Annotated in this window: 18 protein-coding genes; 11 read left to right on the plus strand and 7 right to left on the minus strand. The window is 53.5% G+C overall.

Annotated features, from left to right (window positions below; translation table 11 throughout):
* The first annotated feature begins 136 nt into the window (after positions 1-136).
* The 5 genes from QMZ30_RS21255 to cysE all read left to right on the plus strand — a co-directional run bounded on the left by QMZ30_RS21255 (position 137) and on the right by cysE (position 3,246).
* A complete protein-coding gene (locus tag QMZ30_RS21255; RefSeq protein WP_039328214.1) occupies positions 137-568 on the plus strand; it encodes a rhodanese-like domain-containing protein in 432 nt (143 codons plus the stop codon).
* Between the two features lie 17 nt (positions 569-585).
* On the plus strand, positions 586-840 hold the full coding sequence (grxC, locus tag QMZ30_RS21260) for a glutaredoxin 3 (protein WP_039328217.1): 255 nt from the start codon (positions 586-588) through the stop codon (positions 838-840).
* 39 nt (positions 841-879) lie between these two features.
* A complete protein-coding gene (gene secB / locus QMZ30_RS21265) occupies positions 880-1,344 on the plus strand; it encodes a protein-export chaperone SecB (protein ID WP_034823785.1) in 465 nt (154 codons plus the stop codon).
* Positions 1,344-2,363: an NAD(P)H-dependent glycerol-3-phosphate dehydrogenase gene (gene gpsA / locus QMZ30_RS21270; RefSeq protein WP_039328222.1), complete on the plus strand. Its 1,020-nt coding sequence runs from the start codon at positions 1,344-1,346 to the stop codon at positions 2,361-2,363. Before secB ends, gpsA begins: the two co-directional genes overlap by 1 nt.
* Before the next feature lie 67 nt (positions 2,364-2,430).
* Positions 2,431-3,246 (plus strand): serine O-acetyltransferase, encoded by an 816-nt coding sequence (gene cysE / locus QMZ30_RS21275; RefSeq protein WP_039328225.1) that lies wholly within the window; start codon positions 2,431-2,433, stop codon positions 3,244-3,246.
* On the opposite strand, the gene trmL is transcribed toward cysE, so the two are convergent.
* Genes trmL through cpxR form a run of 3 tightly spaced genes read right to left on the minus strand, consistent with a single transcriptional unit; the run spans position 3,243 to position 5,823 of the window.
* The gene (gene trmL, locus QMZ30_RS21280) at positions 3,243-3,716 is read right to left on the minus strand and encodes a tRNA (uridine(34)/cytosine(34)/5-carboxymethylaminomethyluridine(34)-2'-O)-methyltransferase TrmL (RefSeq protein WP_039328230.1); all 474 of its coding nucleotides are present in this window, start codon (positions 3,714-3,716) and stop codon (positions 3,243-3,245) included. The two genes, cysE and trmL, sit on opposite strands and share 4 nt — an antisense overlap.
* A gap of 35 nt (positions 3,717-3,751) precedes the next feature.
* Entirely contained in the window at positions 3,752-5,128 is a 1,377-nt protein-coding gene (gene cpxA / locus QMZ30_RS21285) for an envelope stress sensor histidine kinase CpxA (RefSeq protein WP_039328236.1), read from the minus strand.
* Positions 5,125-5,823, minus strand: a complete 699-nt coding sequence (gene cpxR / locus QMZ30_RS21290; protein WP_039328240.1) for an envelope stress response regulator transcription factor CpxR — start codon at positions 5,821-5,823, stop codon at positions 5,125-5,127. The genes cpxA and cpxR overlap by 4 nt, the downstream gene beginning before the upstream one ends.
* Before the next feature lie 150 nt (positions 5,824-5,973).
* On the opposite strand from cpxR, the gene cpxP reads away from it, so the two are divergent.
* From cpxP to QMZ30_RS21315, 5 genes are all read left to right on the plus strand, one after another.
* Positions 5,974-6,486, plus strand: a complete 513-nt coding sequence (cpxP, locus tag QMZ30_RS21295; RefSeq protein ID WP_283228867.1) for a cell-envelope stress modulator CpxP — start codon at positions 5,974-5,976, stop codon at positions 6,484-6,486.
* A gap of 200 nt (positions 6,487-6,686) precedes the next feature.
* On the plus strand, positions 6,687-7,589 hold the full coding sequence (gene fieF / locus QMZ30_RS21300; protein ID WP_283228868.1) for a CDF family cation-efflux transporter FieF: 903 nt from the start codon (positions 6,687-6,689) through the stop codon (positions 7,587-7,589).
* A 207-nt stretch (positions 7,590-7,796) separates the two neighbouring features.
* Positions 7,797-8,759 carry a 6-phosphofructokinase gene (gene pfkA, locus QMZ30_RS21305; protein ID WP_039328251.1) on the plus strand — a complete coding sequence of 321 codons (963 nt, stop codon included), beginning with the start codon at positions 7,797-7,799 and terminating at the stop codon, positions 8,757-8,759.
* A 147-nt stretch (positions 8,760-8,906) separates the two neighbouring features.
* Positions 8,907-9,896 (plus strand): sulfate ABC transporter substrate-binding protein, encoded by a 990-nt coding sequence (locus QMZ30_RS21310; RefSeq protein ID WP_058970414.1) that lies wholly within the window; start codon positions 8,907-8,909, stop codon positions 9,894-9,896.
* Positions 9,897-10,025: 129 nt separating this feature from the next.
* Positions 10,026-10,781: a CDP-diacylglycerol diphosphatase gene (locus tag QMZ30_RS21315; RefSeq protein ID WP_283228869.1), complete on the plus strand. Its 756-nt coding sequence runs from the start codon at positions 10,026-10,028 to the stop codon at positions 10,779-10,781.
* Positions 10,782-10,917: 136 nt separating this feature from the next.
* Here QMZ30_RS21315 and tpiA read toward each other — a convergent pair whose 3' ends face one another.
* From tpiA to fpr, 3 genes are all read right to left on the minus strand, one after another.
* A complete protein-coding gene (gene tpiA / locus QMZ30_RS21320; RefSeq protein WP_039328259.1) occupies positions 10,918-11,685 on the minus strand; it encodes a triose-phosphate isomerase in 768 nt (255 codons plus the stop codon).
* 120 nt (positions 11,686-11,805) lie between these two features.
* Positions 11,806-12,396, minus strand: coding sequence for a YiiQ family protein (locus tag QMZ30_RS21325; RefSeq protein ID WP_283228870.1), 591 nt, complete (start codon positions 12,394-12,396; stop codon positions 11,806-11,808).
* A 106-nt stretch (positions 12,397-12,502) separates the two neighbouring features.
* Positions 12,503-13,249, minus strand: coding sequence for a ferredoxin--NADP(+) reductase (gene fpr, locus QMZ30_RS21330; protein ID WP_283228871.1), 747 nt, complete (start codon positions 13,247-13,249; stop codon positions 12,503-12,505).
* 291 nt (positions 13,250-13,540) lie between these two features.
* On the opposite strand from fpr, the gene emrD reads away from it, so the two are divergent.
* Complete coding sequence (emrD, locus tag QMZ30_RS21335; RefSeq protein WP_283228872.1) at positions 13,541-14,737, plus strand: multidrug efflux MFS transporter EmrD; 1,197 nt, start codon at positions 13,541-13,543, stop codon at positions 14,735-14,737.
* Here emrD and glpX read toward each other — a convergent pair.
* Positions 14,727-15,737 carry a class II fructose-bisphosphatase gene (gene glpX, locus QMZ30_RS21340; protein WP_058970404.1) on the minus strand — a complete coding sequence of 337 codons (1,011 nt, stop codon included), beginning with the start codon at positions 15,735-15,737 and terminating at the stop codon, positions 14,727-14,729. The genes emrD and glpX overlap by 11 nt on opposite strands.
* Positions 15,738-15,810: the final 73 nt, after the last annotated feature.

Below are 15,810 nucleotides of genomic sequence, written 5' to 3' on the forward strand. Positions count from 1 at the left end.
ATTAGAACACTTTTTTTGGAAAATGACGCACAAATCGTAACTCTGCCCGCTTCACGACTGTACATGAGAAGTGGCGCAGGTATACTCAGAACCCTTGTTTTAGCTTAATTAGCCCGGTCTGGAGTCGTTACCCCTCATGCAAGATATTATGCAGTTTGCAAGCAATCACACCATCCTTAGTCTGGCATGGGTTGTTTTACTCGTTCTGGTGATTGTGACCACCGTTAAAGGAATGTTCTCTAAGATAAAAACCATCAGCCGTGGCGAAGCAACCCACCTGATTAACAAAGAGGACGCGGTGGTTGTAGACGTGCGCTCGCGCGATGACTATCGCAAAGGACACATTTCAGGGGCGATTAACGTTGCTGCCGCTGATATTAAAAAAGGCAGCTTTGCCGATCTGGAAAAGCACAAGTCACAGCCCATAATTGTGGTATGTGCCACCGGTCAAAGTGCGGGTGAATCGGCAGCGAAATTGAGTGCCGCAGGTTTTGAGAACGTTTCCGTGCTGAAAGATGGCGTGAGCGGCTGGAGTGGTGAGAATCTGCCGCTGGTACGCGGTAAATAATTCCCTGAGGTATCCGCATGGCTAATGTAGAGATTTATACCAAAGTGACCTGCCCGTATTGCCACAGAGCAAAGGCGTTGCTGGATCAAAAAGGCGTGTCGTTCAAGGAGATTCCTATTGATGGGAACGCGACGAAACGTGAAGAAATGATCCAACGCAGCGGGCGTACAACGGTTCCACAAATTTTTATTGATGCGCAGCACATTGGTGGCTGTGACGATCTTTACGCGCTGGATGGGCGTCAGGGACTGGATCCCTTACTCCAGGCATAATTTCTCGATAAGACAATTTAACTCACAGGATTTAGTCACATGTCAGAACATTCTACTAACGAAATGCAGTTCCAGATTCAACGTGTTTACACCAAAGACGTTTCTTACGAAGCGCCAAATGCCCCTCAGGTTTTCCAGAAAGAGTGGGAACCTGAAGTGAAGTTGGACCTGGACACTGCATCGTCTCAGCTGGCTGATGAAGTGTACGAAGTCGTTCTGCGTGTGACCGTGACCGCAACTGTGGGTGAAGACACCGCGTTCCTGTGTGAAGTCCAGCAGGCAGGTATCTTCACTATCGGCGGTATCGAAGGTACGCAGATGGCACATTGCCTCGGCGCATACTGCCCGAACATTCTGTTCCCGTATGCGCGTGAGTGCATCACCAGCCTCGTATCACGTGGTACTTTCCCGCAGCTCAATCTGGCGCCAGTTAACTTTGATGCCCTGTTCATGAACTATCTGCAGCAGCAAGGTGAAGGCGAAGCGCCACGTCAGGATGCCTGATGACTACACTCAACGCTTCTATTAGCGTCATCGGTGCCGGCTCGTACGGCACCGCATTGGCCATCACGCTGGCCCGCAACGGCCATCCGGTATTACTTTGGGGCCACAACCCGCAAAGCGTGGCGCAGCTCAAAGCTGACCGATGCAATACCGCTTTCCTGCCCGATGTTCCTTTCCCCGATAATCTTGCCCCTGAGGCCGATCTGGCGACAGTCGTTAATGCCAGCCGCGATCTGCTTGTGGTCGTGCCCAGCCATGTTTTTGGCGACGTGCTGACTCAGCTTAAGCCACATCTGCGCGCGGATTCTCGCATTGTCTGGGCAACTAAGGGCCTGGAAAAAGAAACCGGGCGTTTATTGCAGGATGTCGCACGTGAAATTCTGGGCGATAGCATTCCGCTGGCAGTGATTTCCGGGCCAACCTTTGCGAAAGAACTTGCGGCAGGATTGCCAACCGCCATTGCGCTGGCAGCTACGGATGCGCAATTCGCTGACGATCTGCAGCAAAAACTGCACTGCGGTAAAAGCTTCCGCGTTTATAACAATCCGGACTTCATTGGTGTGCAGCTTGGCGGTGCCGTGAAAAACGTGATCGCCATTGGCGCTGGCATTTCTGATGGTATCGGTTTTGGCGCTAACGCCCGAACCGCGCTCATCACGCGTGGCCTGACAGAAATGAGCCGCCTGGGAGCTGCGTTAGGTGCTGATCCCACCACTTTTATGGGGATGGCGGGGCTAGGCGATTTAGTGCTGACCTGTACCGATAATCAATCACGCAACCGTCGTTTTGGCATGATGCTGGGGCAGGGTGAGAGCGTTGATGAGGCACAACGCATTATCGGACAAGTTGTAGAAGGTTATCGAAACACTAAAGAAGTCAAAGCATTGGCGGCACGAATGGGTGTCGAGATGCCGATAACTGAGCAGATTTATCAGGTCTTGTATTGCGAAAAATCGGCGCGAGAGGCAGCATTGAGTTTACTTGGCCGTGCAAGGAAGGACGAAAACAGCCAAAGCTGAAGCCGGATGCCCAGCTAAACCACCTGCAGCGCCTCTCAGGCGCTTTTTTTATCGGGAGCACAGAGCAATGTCGTCAGAAGAGTTAGAACTGGTCTGGAACAACATCAAAGCTGAAGCCAGAGCGCTGGCTGATTGTGAACCCATGCTGGCCAGTTTTTATCACGCGACATTGCTTAAGCATGAGAACCTCGGCAGTGCGCTGAGCTACATGCTGGCGAACAAACTGGCGAACCCCATTATGCCTGCTATCGCCGTGCGCGAGATCGTTGAAGAAGCCTATCGTGAAGACCCAGAGATGATTGTCTCAGCGGCTTATGATATCCAGGCAGTACGTATGCGTGACCCGGCCGTCGATAAATATTCCACACCTTTGCTCTATCTGAAAGGCTTCCATGCGTTGCAAGCCTATCGCATTGGTCACTGGCTGTGGAAAGAGGGGCGTCGTGCTCTGGCTGTTTACCTGCAGAATGAAATCTCAGTCTCCTTCGCGGTGGATATTCACCCGGCTGCACGTATTGGTCGCGGCATCATGCTCGACCATGCAACTGGCATCGTCATTGGTGAAACGGCGGTGGTGGAAAACGACGTGTCGATTTTGCAGTCGGTGACGTTAGGCGGTACCGGTAAAACCAGCGGCGATCGCCATCCGAAGATCCGTGAAGGCGTGATGATTGGGGCGGGCGCCAAGATCTTGGGCAATATTGAAGTGGGACGCGGCGCGAAAATTGGTGCCGGGTCGGTAGTCTTGCAACCCGTACCTCCGCATACCACAGCGGCAGGCGTACCGGCGCGCATCGTTGGTAAACCCACCAGTGATAAGCCATCAATGGATATGGATCAACTCTTCAATGGCGCCGGTTTTGAATACGGCGACGGCATCTAGCTTTTGATCAGTGCGCCACTGTAATCAAGCTGGCGCCACGCTTCATACACCACCACAGATACCGCATTTGACAGGTTCATACTGCGACTTTCCGCCATCATCGGAATGCGGATTTTCTGCTCTGCAGGCAGCGCATTAAGAATCTCTGCCGGTAATCCACGGCTTTCTGGACCAAACAGCAAATAATCCCCTTTCTGATAACTTACCGCGCTGTGTGCTGGTGTCCCTTTAGTGGTCAAGGCAAAGAGTCGCTGTGGGGCTTCTGACGCGAGAAACGCCGCATAATTGGCGTGTTTCTTCAGCGAGGTGTATTCGTGATAGTCCAGCCCGGCACGGCGCAGGCGTTTATCATCCCAGGCAAAGCCCAGCGGCTCAATCAGATGCAACTGAAAGCCGGTGTTCGCACAGAGGCGGATGATATTGCCGGTATTTGGCGGGATTTCAGGTTCAAATAAAACGATGTTCAGCATAAGGCCCCCGGAAACGAGGGCCGAAGCATAGCAAATTATTGGCGAGCGGAGTACAGCGGTAACCACAGCGTAAGACGCAGGCCCCCCAGTGGACTGTCATCCGCTTTCACCCAACCTCGGTGTTGCTGGACGGCCGTTTCAACAATCGCCAGACCTAAACCGGTGCCACCGGATTCACGATCGCGCGCTTCATCTGTGCGATAAAACGGACGGAAAATCTGTTCGCGATCCTCGGCACTGACGCCTGGGCCATCATCATCGACGTGGACAGTGATACCCTGAATATCTACTGAGAAGCTGACACTGATGTGGTTGTGGGAATAGCGCAACGCATTACGCACGATATTTTCCAACGCACTCTCCAGCGCATGCGGGTTGCCATAGAGCGGCCATGGGCCAGGCGGGTAAGGCACATCCATGGTTTTACCCATCTGCTCTGCTTCGAATTTGGCGTCTTCCAGCACGCCATTCCAAAGCTGGTTTGCCTTCATCGCTTCACTCACCAGCGCATTTTTGTGTTGCGTGCGCGACAGCACCAGCAGATCGTTAATCATGCCATCCAGGCGCTGTGCTTCCGTTTCGATACGTTGTAGCTCTTTACCTTCACCGTTACGACGACGCAGCAGCGCTGTGGCCAACTGGAGGCGCGTAAGTGGCGTGCGCAGTTCATGGCTGATGTCAGACAGCAGGCGCTGTTGAGCAGTCATCATACGTTCTAGCGCACTCACCATTTGGTTGAAGCTCGATCCTGCGGCGAGAAACTCCTGTGGGCCGGATTCCAGTTCAGGATGCTGGCGTAAGTTACCGCTTGCTACTTCATCAGCCGCGTACTTAAGTTTGCGTGCCGGGCGAGCCAGACTCCACGCCAGCCATAACAGCAGTGGCGAGCTGATCAGCATCGTGACAATCAGCAGCAGTAAAGGTCGATCAAATAACAGGTTAACAAAATCCAGCTGCGAACTGGTGGCAGGTCGAATCAGGTAAAGCTGGTAATTGTCTTCGCCATCGCGCACGGCGAAGGGGCCGACCATTTCCACACGACCATACTTCTTCTTCTGCGGATGATCGGCGTTATCTGCCTGGCCGATAAAGTTACGGATCACCTGCATTTCATTGTGTTGAGCGCCGATGACGCGGCCTTCACTGGTCACCAGCAATAAACGTTGCCCCGGCGGGGCCCATTTATCAATGGCGCGAAATAGCCGACGCCACCACATCAAATCGTTAGGCGGGTCTTGTGACAGTTCAGCTTCAACGTGCTGTTCAATCATGGTGCCCTGTCGTTGCTCACTTTCCAGCAGCGATGTCATCTGGCGTGAGTCGAGTTTGGGCACCATCAAAACCAGCATCAACACCAACGCCAGCGTGAGCCAGAAGATGGCGAAGATACGGGTGGTCAAACTTCCAATCATGATGCCGAAACCATCAGATAGCCGCGTCCGCGCAGAGTTTTAAACCACGGATGACCATCACGACGTTCCGGCAATTTACGACGCAGGTTAGAGATATGCATGTCAATGGCACGGTCAAACGGCGTCAGGCGTTTGCCCAGTACTTCCTGGCTTAGATGTTCGCGCGAAACCACCTGACCCAAATGCTGTGCCAGCAAATAAAGCAGGGTGAATTCGGTACCCGTAAGATCCAGTGTTTCAGTATCGAAACTGGCTTCCTGGCGACCGGGATTCAGGCGTAAACAATCCACTTCCAGCGTTGGCGAGCTGTTGTCATGCTGCTGTTGCTGTTCGCTCCAGTTTGAACGGCGCAAAATAGCGCGGATACGCGCTACCAGTTCGCGGTCGTTAAACGGTTTTGGCAGATAGTCGTCCGCGCCCAGCTCAAGGCCGAGAACGCGATCTAACTCACTGCCACGCGCGGTCAGCATAATGACCGGAGTCTGGTGTTGCTGGCGTAATTCTTTCAACGTATCAATACCGTTCTTTTTCGGCATCATGACGTCGAGCAATAACAAGTCAACGGTGTTGTCCAGTAGGTTGAGCGCCTGCTCGCCATCACCGGCGACAATCACCTCAAAACCTTCCATTTCAAGCAGTTCTTTAAGCAGCGAAGTTAATTCGCGGTCGTCATCAACCAACAGGATTTTATTCATTTTTTATTGCCCTCCGCAGGCAAAATACCGTGTTCCATGACCTGCAATCCAACGCTTTACGTAGTTTTACACCCCCTGACGGATGTTTGCAGCCATCGCCGTACACTAGCTCTCGTTGAATCGCAAAACGGAACGAACTGGGAGTAAACGATGCGCTACTTAACCGCCGTCGTCATTGCCTCAGCGATGGTTCTCAGTCACGCCAGCGCAGAAGCAGCAGACACGACGACGATTGACGAGATGCATCAGAACAGCGGATTGACGACAGGCAGTATGACGCAAAATCCGCAAAGCCACATGTTCGATGGCATTGAGCTGACTGAACAACAGCGGCAACAGATGCGAGACCTGATGCAGCAAGCGCGACACGAACGCCCCGTATTGAGCGTTCAGGACATTGAAACTATGCATGACCTTGTCATTGCAGACAAATTTAACGAATCGGCCATCCGCCAGCAGGCAGAAAAACAAGCCCGCGCGCAGGTTGAACTGCAAGTTGAGATGGCTCGGGTTCGTAACCAGATGTATCACCTGCTTACGCCTGCACAGCAAGCGTTATTGCAGCAGAATTATGAGCGGCGTCTCAACAATATGCGTCAGCTCTCCGGATTGCAGCCATCATCACCGCTGCATGCAGTGAGTAGTACCAGCAGTAACCAGTAACATAGTATCCCTGTTTTCCTTGCCATAGACACCATCCCTGTCTTCCCCGCCATGATGGCGGGGTTTTTTTTGCCTGTCATTGCGCTGACGCATCATTAACTTAATATTCAATCCACGCAGCTTAAGCTGGCCGATGATAAACTTTAGCCATGATTTAACCACGGCGTGGCGCTTTAGCGTGCGCTTTAATGAGGCAAGGCATGGATCCCTCCTATGCAAAACTCGTCAATCGGGCGGCGCTGGCAGCAACGACACTGGCGACACTGCTGTTAATCGTCAAAGTTTTCGCCTGGTGGCTAACCGGGTCAGTCAGCATGTTGGCCGCGCTGGTCGATTCACTGGTCGATATTGCCGCATCACTCACCAACCTGTTAGTGGTGCGCTATTCATTACAGCCAGCCGATGATGATCATACCTTTGGTCACGGTAAAGCGGAGTCGCTGGCAGCGCTGGCTCAGAGCATGTTCATTTCCGGTTCTGCCCTGTTTCTCTTCCTTACCGGTATTCAGCACCTTGCGTCACCCAATACGCTGCATTCACCGCTGGTAGGCATTGTGGTGACGGTGGTTGCCCTGTTATCAACGCTGTTGCTGGTGACGTTCCAGCGCTGGGTTGTCAGGCGTACACGTAGCCAGGCCATTCGAGCGGATATGCTGCACTATCAATCCGATGTGGTGATGAACGGCGCAATTCTGGTTGCCCTGGTGTTAAGCAGCTATGGTTTTGTCAGGGCAGATGCGTTATTCGCCTTGGGGATCGGCGTCTACATTCTCTATAACGCATTGCGTATGGGCTATGAAGCGGTGCAATCGCTATTGGATCGCGCGTTGCCGGAAGAAGAAAAACAGGCAATTATTGATGTAGTCAGTGACTGGCCGGGCGTACGTGGTGCGCATGCGTTACGTACGCGTCAGTCTGGGCCGACGCGTTTCATACAGCTGCACCTGGAAATGGATGATCACTTACCGTTGCTGCAGGCGCATCAGGTGGCCGATCAGATTGAGCAAGCATTGCGGCAAAAATTTCCCGGTTCTGACGTGATCATTCATCAGGATCCCTGTTCGGTGGTGCCTGAAAATCAGCAAGGTTTTTTTCAGTTTTAGCGGTTAAATATCATGGCGTTGCGTGATAAAAATGATGTAACGCTAACAACTCTGTAAAAAATTAGCGAAAACTTGTCTGACCTGAATCAATTCAGCATCAAGCCTTTGATATACTATCTGCAACTATTAAGCCGCACGATCGTGAATGGGTTTACACCGGTCGGCAGGCAGGAATAATCCTTAGTTTTGAACAATCCAGAGGTTGTCATGATCAAAAAAATCGGAGTACTGACCAGCGGCGGTGACGCCCCAGGCATGAACGCAGCCATTCGCGGAGTTGTCCGTTCCGCGCTGAGTGAAGGCCTTGAAGTTTTTGGTATCTACGACGGCTATCTGGGATTGTATGAAGATCGCATGATCAACCTCGACCGCTACAGCGTGTCAGACATGATCAACCGTGGCGGCACTTTCCTTGGCTCTGCGCGCTTCCCGGATTTCCGTAATGAGGAAGTTCGCCAGGTCGCGATTGAGAACATGAAAAAGCGCGGCATTGATGCGCTGGTAGTGATTGGCGGTGACGGCTCCTACATGGGTGCCAAGCGTCTGACTGAAATGGGTTTCCCGTGTATTGGTCTGCCAGGCACCATTGATAACGACGTAGCAGGAACCGACTACACCATTGGTTACTTCACCGCACTGGAAACCGTGGTGGAAGCGATTGACCGTCTGCGCGACACCTCATCTTCACACCAGCGTATCTCTATCGTTGAAGTGATGGGTCGTTACTGCGGTGATCTTACCCTGGCTGCCGCGATTGCTGGCGGTTGCGAATTTATCGTGCTGCCGGAAATCCCTTACACCCGCGAAGAGCTGGTGGAAGAGATCAAAGCCGGTATCGCTAAAGGTAAAAAGCACGCCATTGTGGCGATCACTGAGCACATCTGTGATATCGACGACCTGGCACATTACATTGAAGCGGAAACCAAACGTGAAACCCGCGCCACCGTACTTGGCCACATTCAGCGTGGCGGTGCGCCATGTGCCTATGACCGTATTCTGGCTTCACGCATGGGTGCTTACTCTATTGAACTGCTGTTGCAGGGTTACGGCGGCCGTTGCGTCGGTATCCAAAACGAGAAGATGGTGCACCACGACATCATCGATGCGATTGAGAACATGAAGCGTCCGTTCAAACGCGATTGGCTCGACACCGCGAAAAAACTCTACTAATCAAACAGCATCAGGGCGCGACCTTCATCGCGCCCTTTTTTGTGCACCCTTATATTCCCCGAAGTTATAAACACTCTTTTTTAATTCTTTAATCTATGGATTGGTTTGTGTCAGTCTTGTTCTATAACGACCTCGGGAGAGCAAGCAATGAACAAGTGGAGTATTGGTGTCACCCTGTTACTGGCTTCAACCAGTGTTTTGGCAAAGGATATCCAGCTGTTAAACGTTTCTTACGATCCAACGCGTGAGTTGTACGAGCAGTACAACAAAGCGTTTAGCGCACACTACAAGCAAGAGACCGGCGACAACGTGGTGATTCGCCAGTCGCACGGCGGTTCAGGTAAGCAGGCAACCTCAGTCATCAACGGCATTCGTGCCGATGTGGTGACGCTGGCGTTGCAGTCTGACGTAGATGCCATTGCTGACCGTGGTCGTATCGATAAAAACTGGATCAAACGCCTGCCTGATAACTCCGCACCTTACACCTCAACCATCGTGTTCCTGGTACGCAAAGGCAACCCGAAGGGCATCCATGACTGGAACGATTTGATCAAGCCTGGAGTCTCGGTAATCACTCCGAACCCGAAAACCTCTGGCGGCGCACGCTGGAACTATCTGGCCGCATGGGGCTGGGCACTGGACCAAAATAATGGCGATCAGGCCAAAGCGCTGGCTTATGTGAAAGCGCTGTTCAAGAATGTCGAAGTGCAGGATTCCGGCGCGCGCGGCGCGACCAATACCTTTGTTGAACGTGGTATTGGCGATGTGCTGATTGCCTGGGAAAACGAAGCCTATCTGGCGGTGAATAAGCTGGGTAAAGACAAATTTGAGATCGTCACCCCGAGCGAGTCGATTCTGGCTGAGCCAACGGTTTCCGTCGTGGACAAAGTGGTGGATGAGCAGGGCACGCGCAAAGTCGCCGAAGAGTATCTGAAGTACCTTTATTCACCGGAAGGCCAGACCATCGCGGCGGAAAACTTCTATCGTCCACGCGACCCTGAAGTGGCCAAGAAGTTTGCCAGTACTTTTGCCCCGGTCAAACTCTTCACGATCGACAGCAAGTTTGGTGGCTGGACACAGGCCCAGAAAACCCACTTCGCCGATGGTGGTAGCTATGATCAGGTGATGAAACCGTAATCGCATCATCTTTAAATTGAAACGGTCAGCCTTGCGCTGGCCGTTTTGCTTTGCGTGGCAGCAAAAGTCCGTGACTTTGCCCATTCGGCAGGCGAGGATGCAGGCAGGTGATGAACAGAGGGCCAGGCCATGCAGGGAAGTCGTCGTACCCTGAAGTTATTGACCGTGTTGTTGCTGCTATTGATCGTGGGGCTGATCGTCAGTGCCTTTCACTTCCAGAAAAATTCTAATGCGTTATGGCAGATCATCAGTGAGAAGTGCGTACCCAATATGGCGAAGAGCGGCAATCCTGCCCCTTGCCAGCAGGTCAACACTACACAGGGTTATGTCACGTTAAAAGACCTCAACGGGCCATTACAGTTTTTACTGATGCCGATTGAGAAAATCACCGGCATGGAAAGCCCCATCATTCTCGAACCCACTACGCCAAATCTGTTCGCCGCCGCCTGGCAGCAGCGCAGTTTACTGGCGAACAAACGCGGTGCGCCGATTGCTGATAGTGCACTGTCGCTGGCGATTAATGCGCAATATGGGCGTACGCAGAATCAGCTGCACATCCACATCTCTTGCCTACGTCCTGATATTCGCCAGCAGTTGGATAGCATGACGGCACGACTTAACCAGCAGTGGCAATCCGCTACGCTGCGCAAACACCACTATCTGATTCGTACGCTTTCAACCGCTGAACTGGCGCAACAAAGCGCGTTTATCCGTCTGGCAGAAGAAGTGCCAAATGCACGCAGTGAGATGGGGAAATTTGGGCTGGCATTGGTCGCGTTACCGGATGGCCGCCTGGCGTTACTGGCGTTGGAGCGGAACTGGCTGAAATTGAATAGCGGTTCGGCGGAAGAGTTGCAGGACCATCAATGCCAGATTTTGCATTAATAAAACCCACGACCGCCAATGCGCGCCCTCACTACCCAACCGTAGCGGCGCGATTTATCGCGCAATAAATTGCGCCGCTACGTGTAATGATGAAAAAGGCGGCCCTTGGGCCGCCCTTTAAACCGTAGCCTACAGCTTAAGCGTTTTTCGCTGCCGCAGCGGCTTTCACGATAACTGCGAAAGCGTCCGCTTTCAGTGATGCACCGCCAACCAGCGCGCCATCGATGTCTGGCTGGGTGAACAGTTCTGCTGCATTTTTATCGTTAACAGAACCGCCGTACTGAATGATCACCTGCTGAGCAATCGCAGCATCTTTCTTCGCGATGTGGTCACGGATGAATTTGTGCACGGCCTGAGCTTGAGCAGGGGTGGCTGATTTACCGGTACCGATCGCCCAGACTGGCTCATAAGCGATAACCACGCCTTCAAAGGCAGCAGCACCCTGAGTTTCCAGCACCGCGTCGATCTGACGTGCGCACACTTCTTCGGTTTTGCCCGCTTCGTTTTCTGCTTCGGTTTCACCGATGCACAGGACGGGAATCAGGCCAGCCGCTTTCAGCACCGCAAATTTCTTCGCGATGAACTCGTCACTTTCTTTGTGGTAAGTACGGCGCTCAGAGTGGCCGATAATGATGTATTTCGCGCCGACGTCTTTCAGCATGTCTGCGGAGGTTTCACCGGTGAATGCGCCTGACAGGTTAACGTCGACGTTCTGAGCACCCAGTGCAATGTGGCTACCGGAAATGGCGTGTTTTGCCAGGTCAAGATAGATAGCCGGTGGGGCAATCGCTACACCACAACCTTCAACACCTGACAGCTCTTTGCGCAGACCTTCGATCAGCTCGCCCGCCATGTGCTTACTGCCGTTCAGTTTCCAGTTACCCATAACCAGTGGATGTCGCATTCTTTCCTCCGCATAACGCGATTCATGAAATAGCGCTGCCATCGGGCAGCGATGTCTGCCAGACAGTATAGAGATCAAATGTGCCGCTGGCTTTGCTTTTCGTCATTTTTGCCGGACTGATCAGGGGGTAGCAAGCGAGAGTTTTATCGGCTCAACCGCGAAGGTTAAACCCTTGTCGCCGTTGTCTGCCACCACAAAACGCAGTGCGCCTTCGGTGCGAGCAAAATAGCGCACGCCTTTACCGGCATTGAGGAGGGAGTCGAGTTTTTTGCGTCCGTCTTCAGGTGACAATCCCGGCACGAAAAAGCGCAGCAAGGCGGTCATGTAATCCAAGGCGCGGGCCTGCGCGGCTTTCATGTCAGGGCCTGGAACCGGTAGCCAGGTGATTTGCAGCGTTTTGATTTTTCCGGTGCCTTGCTCCAGCGCGGTGGAAGCGTACAGCGTTTCGCTGATTTTGCTGGCAGCGCGGGTCAGGTTGCTCTTGTCGTCGCGATTATCGATAGCGCGATATTCCAGCAGCGGCAGTTCTGGATTCGCCGCATTATATTTTTCGCGGAACTGCGCGATGGTCATATCAAAGGTGGGCGCGCCCGCCAGCAAATAGGGCGCAGCAGGCAGATGATCGCTACGATCCTGCGCTGGTGCGTCCTCCGCCCAGGCGGGAAATGTCAGTGCGAGGCTAACAAGCAGCGCGACTGGCAGGTTCTTCATTGCTTCGGCCCTAAATCATTCACTTAGCCCATGATTAGAACGGTTTTTACCGACCAAAGTCAAAACTCGCACTGAGAAAAATCTGACATTAATCACACCGCACTTATCACCAGTAATGTTCGCTGGTCATATGACCGGGTTTGCGTTTGAAATGTTTGCGCATATCACGCGACTCTTTCAACAACTGCTGGGTATCACGCACCATTTGTGGATTGCCACACAGCATCACGTGGCTGGTGTCAGCTGACATCGGCAAGCCAACGGCACGTTCTAATGCTCCGCTTTCAATCAATTGTGGCACACGGCCGTGCAGTGAACCGGCTATCTCTTCACGGCTCACCACCGTTTGGATATGCAGCTTGCCCTGATACCTTTGTTGCAACTGCTGCATCAGCGGTAAAAAGCTCAGGTCATCGGCATAGCGCGCGGCATGAACCAGCACAATATTGTCAAAACGTTCCAGGTCTTCACCTTGCTGCAGAATCGATAAGTAGGGACCGATTGCGGTGCCGGTAGCCAACATCCACAGGGTGCTGCAGTCGGGAATTTCGTCGAGCACAAAAAATCCTGCGGCTTCCTTGGTCACCATCACCTGATCGCCGGGCTGTAATGCCTGTAAACGCGGGCTGAGTTTACCTTCCGGTACCGTGACCAGATAAAACTCCAGCAGCGGATCCTGCGGGGCATTCACAAAAGAGTAAGCGCGCTGAACGCGTTCGCCGTCAATCTCCAGCGCCAGTTTGGCAAATTGCCCGGCGGTGAAAGCATCAATCGGCGCGGTAACGCGCAGGCTGAACAGTGCGTCGGTCCAGTTTTTCACTTCTTTCACTTCAGCATTGATCCACTCTGCCATGATCGCTCCTTATTGTTGATTATTCAGGCATGTCACTATCATCGTCAGCCAGCCAGCTCATTTCCAGCCCTGTGCCGGGCAAAGCGCTCTCAGCGACAAATGGAGCGCACAGATCAGCAACTGTAGCGACCACTTTACAAGCCTGGTACATAAGCTTGCCGCCTGCGCGTAAACCACTTTGCGCTCACCTCTCGATTTGTCACTCAATCCTGATATTTTTGCCGCCATTCATTTCAGATGGCATTTTTTCATGCTGTCTTAATTTTGTTTCTCAGGCAGACATTTTGTTCCATGTTGAAAAATAAAACGCAAAACCGCTTCCTGTTATTCATGCTGATCGTTTTAGTGGCCGTGGGTCAGATGGCGCAAACGATCTATGTTCCGGCGATGGCCAACATGGCGGAAGCGCTCAATGTGCGCAGCGGCACCATGCAGCAGGTGATGGCCGCATACCTGATGACCTATGGCGGATCGCAGCTGATCTACGGCCCACTGTCAGACAGTTTTGGTCGTCGCCCGGTGATCCTTATCGGCATGACGATCTTTGCCGTGGGCGCGTTGATCGCCATGTTCGCACCCTCGTTACACATTTTAGTCCTCGGCAGTGCGGTGCAAGGGCTGGGGACTGGCGTGGCGGGCGTGATGGCGCGCACCATGCCACGCGATCTCTACTCGGGTATTGCGCTGCGCCAGGCGAACAGTCTGCTGAATATGGGCATTCTGGTCAGCCCACTGCTGGCACCGGTGATCGGCGCACTGCTCACGCATCTGTTTGGCTGGCACGCCTGTTTTGCCTTCCTGCTGCTGCTGTGTGTGGGCGTAACGGCCTCCATGGCGCGCTGGTTACCGGAAACGCGTCCCGTTGAGACGCCTGCTACGCCGTTTCTGCGTCGTTATGCCACGTTGCTTGGTGACGGCAACTTCGTGCGATTTCTGCTACTGCTGATTGGCGCACTGGCGGGCATCGCGGTATTTGAGGCCAGCTGTGGCGTGCTGCTGGGTGGCGTGCTGGGTCTGGATGGGTTGACCGTCAGTGTTCTGTTTATCCTGCCTATTCCGGCGGCGTTCTTTGGCGCATGGTTTGCCGGGCGTGAGCAGAAATCCTGGCACACGCTGATGTGGTATGGCGTCAACAGTTGCTTGCTGGCTGGTTTATTGATGTGGGTCCCAGCCTGGTTCGGAATCATGAATATCTGGACGTTGCTGGTGCCTGCTGCGCTGTTCTTCTTTGGTGCCGGTATGCTGTTCCCGCTGGCGACCTCTGGCGCAATGGAACCCTATGCCTGGTTAGCGGGCAGTGCGGGTGCGCTGATTGGTGGCTTGCAGAATTTGGGTTCAGGCGTGATTGCCTGGCTATCCGCGCTGTTACCTCAGCACGATCAGTCCAGCCTTGGCATGCTGATGTTTGTGACGTCACTGGTGATGTTGCTGTGCTGGTGGCCGCTCTCACGTCATCCTGAGAGCGGCAAACAGGCGATTACAGGATAAACTGATGCAGCGCCGCGTCTTTGCGATCCAGATAGTGGATCGACTGGATGCGGCGAATGGTGCGTGATTTGCCGCGCACCAACAGGGTTTCGCTGGTGGCGATGTTACCGTTGCGGGTAATGCCTTTCAGCAGGTCACCGGTGGTGATGCCGGTAGCCGCGAAGATCACGTTATCGTTACGCGCCATCTCCTCCAGCTTCAGCACTTCCCCGGCTTTGATACCCATCTCGGCGCAACGTTGCAGCTCTTGCTCGCCAAGACGGCGATTCTCTTCGCTATCCCCTTTGACGTCATGACGTGCTAGCAAGCGGGCCTGCATGTCGCCATCCATCGCACGGATCACTGCCGCTGACACTACGCCTTCTGGCGCGCCGCCGATACCGTAGAGCACATCCACTTCGCTGTCTGGCATGCAGGTGAGAATGGATGCGGCCACATCGCCATCCGGGAAGGAAAACACGCGCACGCCGAGCTGCTGCAACTGCGCAATCACCGCATCGTGGCGGGGTTTGGCCAGAATCGAGACGGTCAGTTGGCTGAGGGGTTTATCGAGTGCGATAGCGATGTTTTTGAGATTGGTTTCCAGCGGCAGATTGAGATCGATGGCCCCACGTGCGCCCGGTCCGACAATCAGCTTTTCCATGTACATATCAGGTGCGTGCAGGAAGCTGCCTTTATCGCCCACCGCCAGCACGGCCAGCGCGTTGGCCTGGCCCATGGCCGTCATGCGTGTGCCTTCAATCGGGTCTACGGCGATATCCACCGCGTCGCCACGGCCGGTACCGACTTTTTCTCCGATATACAGCATCGGGGCTTCATCGATTTCGCCTTCGCCAATCACAATCTGGCCGTCGATATCGATGGTATTGAGCATAATGCGCATGGCGTGAACGGCTGCGCCGTCAGCCGCATTTTTATCGCCGCGTCCTAACCAGTGATAGCCCGCTAACGCAGCGGCTTCGGTCACACGGGAAAATTCAATCGCGAGTTCTCGTTTCATGGTTGCACCTGATAAAAAACAGGCAAGCAGTGTAGCACGGAGGGGAAAGTGAGACGGGGAGAAAAACCCGCGG

Source organism: Pantoea sp. EA-12 (assembly GCF_030053355.1).
GTDB classification, from domain to species: Bacteria; Pseudomonadota; Gammaproteobacteria; order Enterobacterales; family Enterobacteriaceae; genus Pantoea; species Pantoea vagans_C.

Coding starts and splice junctions, on each gene's coding strand:
- cpxP (WP_283228867.1), top strand. CDS start 5,974: ATGCGCTACTTAACCGCCGTCGTCATTGCCTCAGCGATGGTTCTCAGT.
- QMZ30_RS21310 (WP_058970414.1), top strand. CDS start 8,907: ATGAACAAGTGGAGTATTGGTGTCACCCTGTTACTGGCTTCAACCAGT.
- QMZ30_RS21255 (WP_039328214.1), top strand. CDS start 137: ATGCAAGATATTATGCAGTTTGCAAGCAATCACACCATCCTTAGTCTG.
- QMZ30_RS21315 (WP_283228869.1), top strand. CDS start 10,026: ATGCAGGGAAGTCGTCGTACCCTGAAGTTATTGACCGTGTTGTTGCTG.
- trmL (WP_039328230.1), bottom strand. CDS start 3,716: ATGCTGAACATCGTTTTATTTGAACCTGAAATCCCGCCAAATACCGGC.
- cpxR (WP_039328240.1), bottom strand. CDS start 5,823: ATGAATAAAATCCTGTTGGTTGATGACGACCGCGAATTAACTTCGCTG.
- QMZ30_RS21325 (WP_283228870.1), bottom strand. CDS start 12,396: ATGAAGAACCTGCCAGTCGCGCTGCTTGTTAGCCTCGCACTGACATTT.
- emrD (WP_283228872.1), top strand. CDS start 13,541: ATGTTGAAAAATAAAACGCAAAACCGCTTCCTGTTATTCATGCTGATC.
- cysE (WP_039328225.1), top strand. CDS start 2,431: ATGTCGTCAGAAGAGTTAGAACTGGTCTGGAACAACATCAAAGCTGAA.
- gpsA (WP_039328222.1), top strand. CDS start 1,344: ATGACTACACTCAACGCTTCTATTAGCGTCATCGGTGCCGGCTCGTAC.
- fieF (WP_283228868.1), top strand. CDS start 6,687: ATGGATCCCTCCTATGCAAAACTCGTCAATCGGGCGGCGCTGGCAGCA.
- pfkA (WP_039328251.1), top strand. CDS start 7,797: ATGATCAAAAAAATCGGAGTACTGACCAGCGGCGGTGACGCCCCAGGC.
- fpr (WP_283228871.1), bottom strand. CDS start 13,249: ATGGCAGAGTGGATCAATGCTGAAGTGAAAGAAGTGAAAAACTGGACC.
- tpiA (WP_039328259.1), bottom strand. CDS start 11,685: ATGCGACATCCACTGGTTATGGGTAACTGGAAACTGAACGGCAGTAAG.
- cpxA (WP_039328236.1), bottom strand. CDS start 5,128: ATGATTGGAAGTTTGACCACCCGTATCTTCGCCATCTTCTGGCTCACG.
- glpX (WP_058970404.1), bottom strand. CDS start 15,737: ATGAAACGAGAACTCGCGATTGAATTTTCCCGTGTGACCGAAGCCGCT.
- secB (WP_034823785.1), top strand. CDS start 880: ATGTCAGAACATTCTACTAACGAAATGCAGTTCCAGATTCAACGTGTT.
- grxC (WP_039328217.1), top strand. CDS start 586: ATGGCTAATGTAGAGATTTATACCAAAGTGACCTGCCCGTATTGCCAC.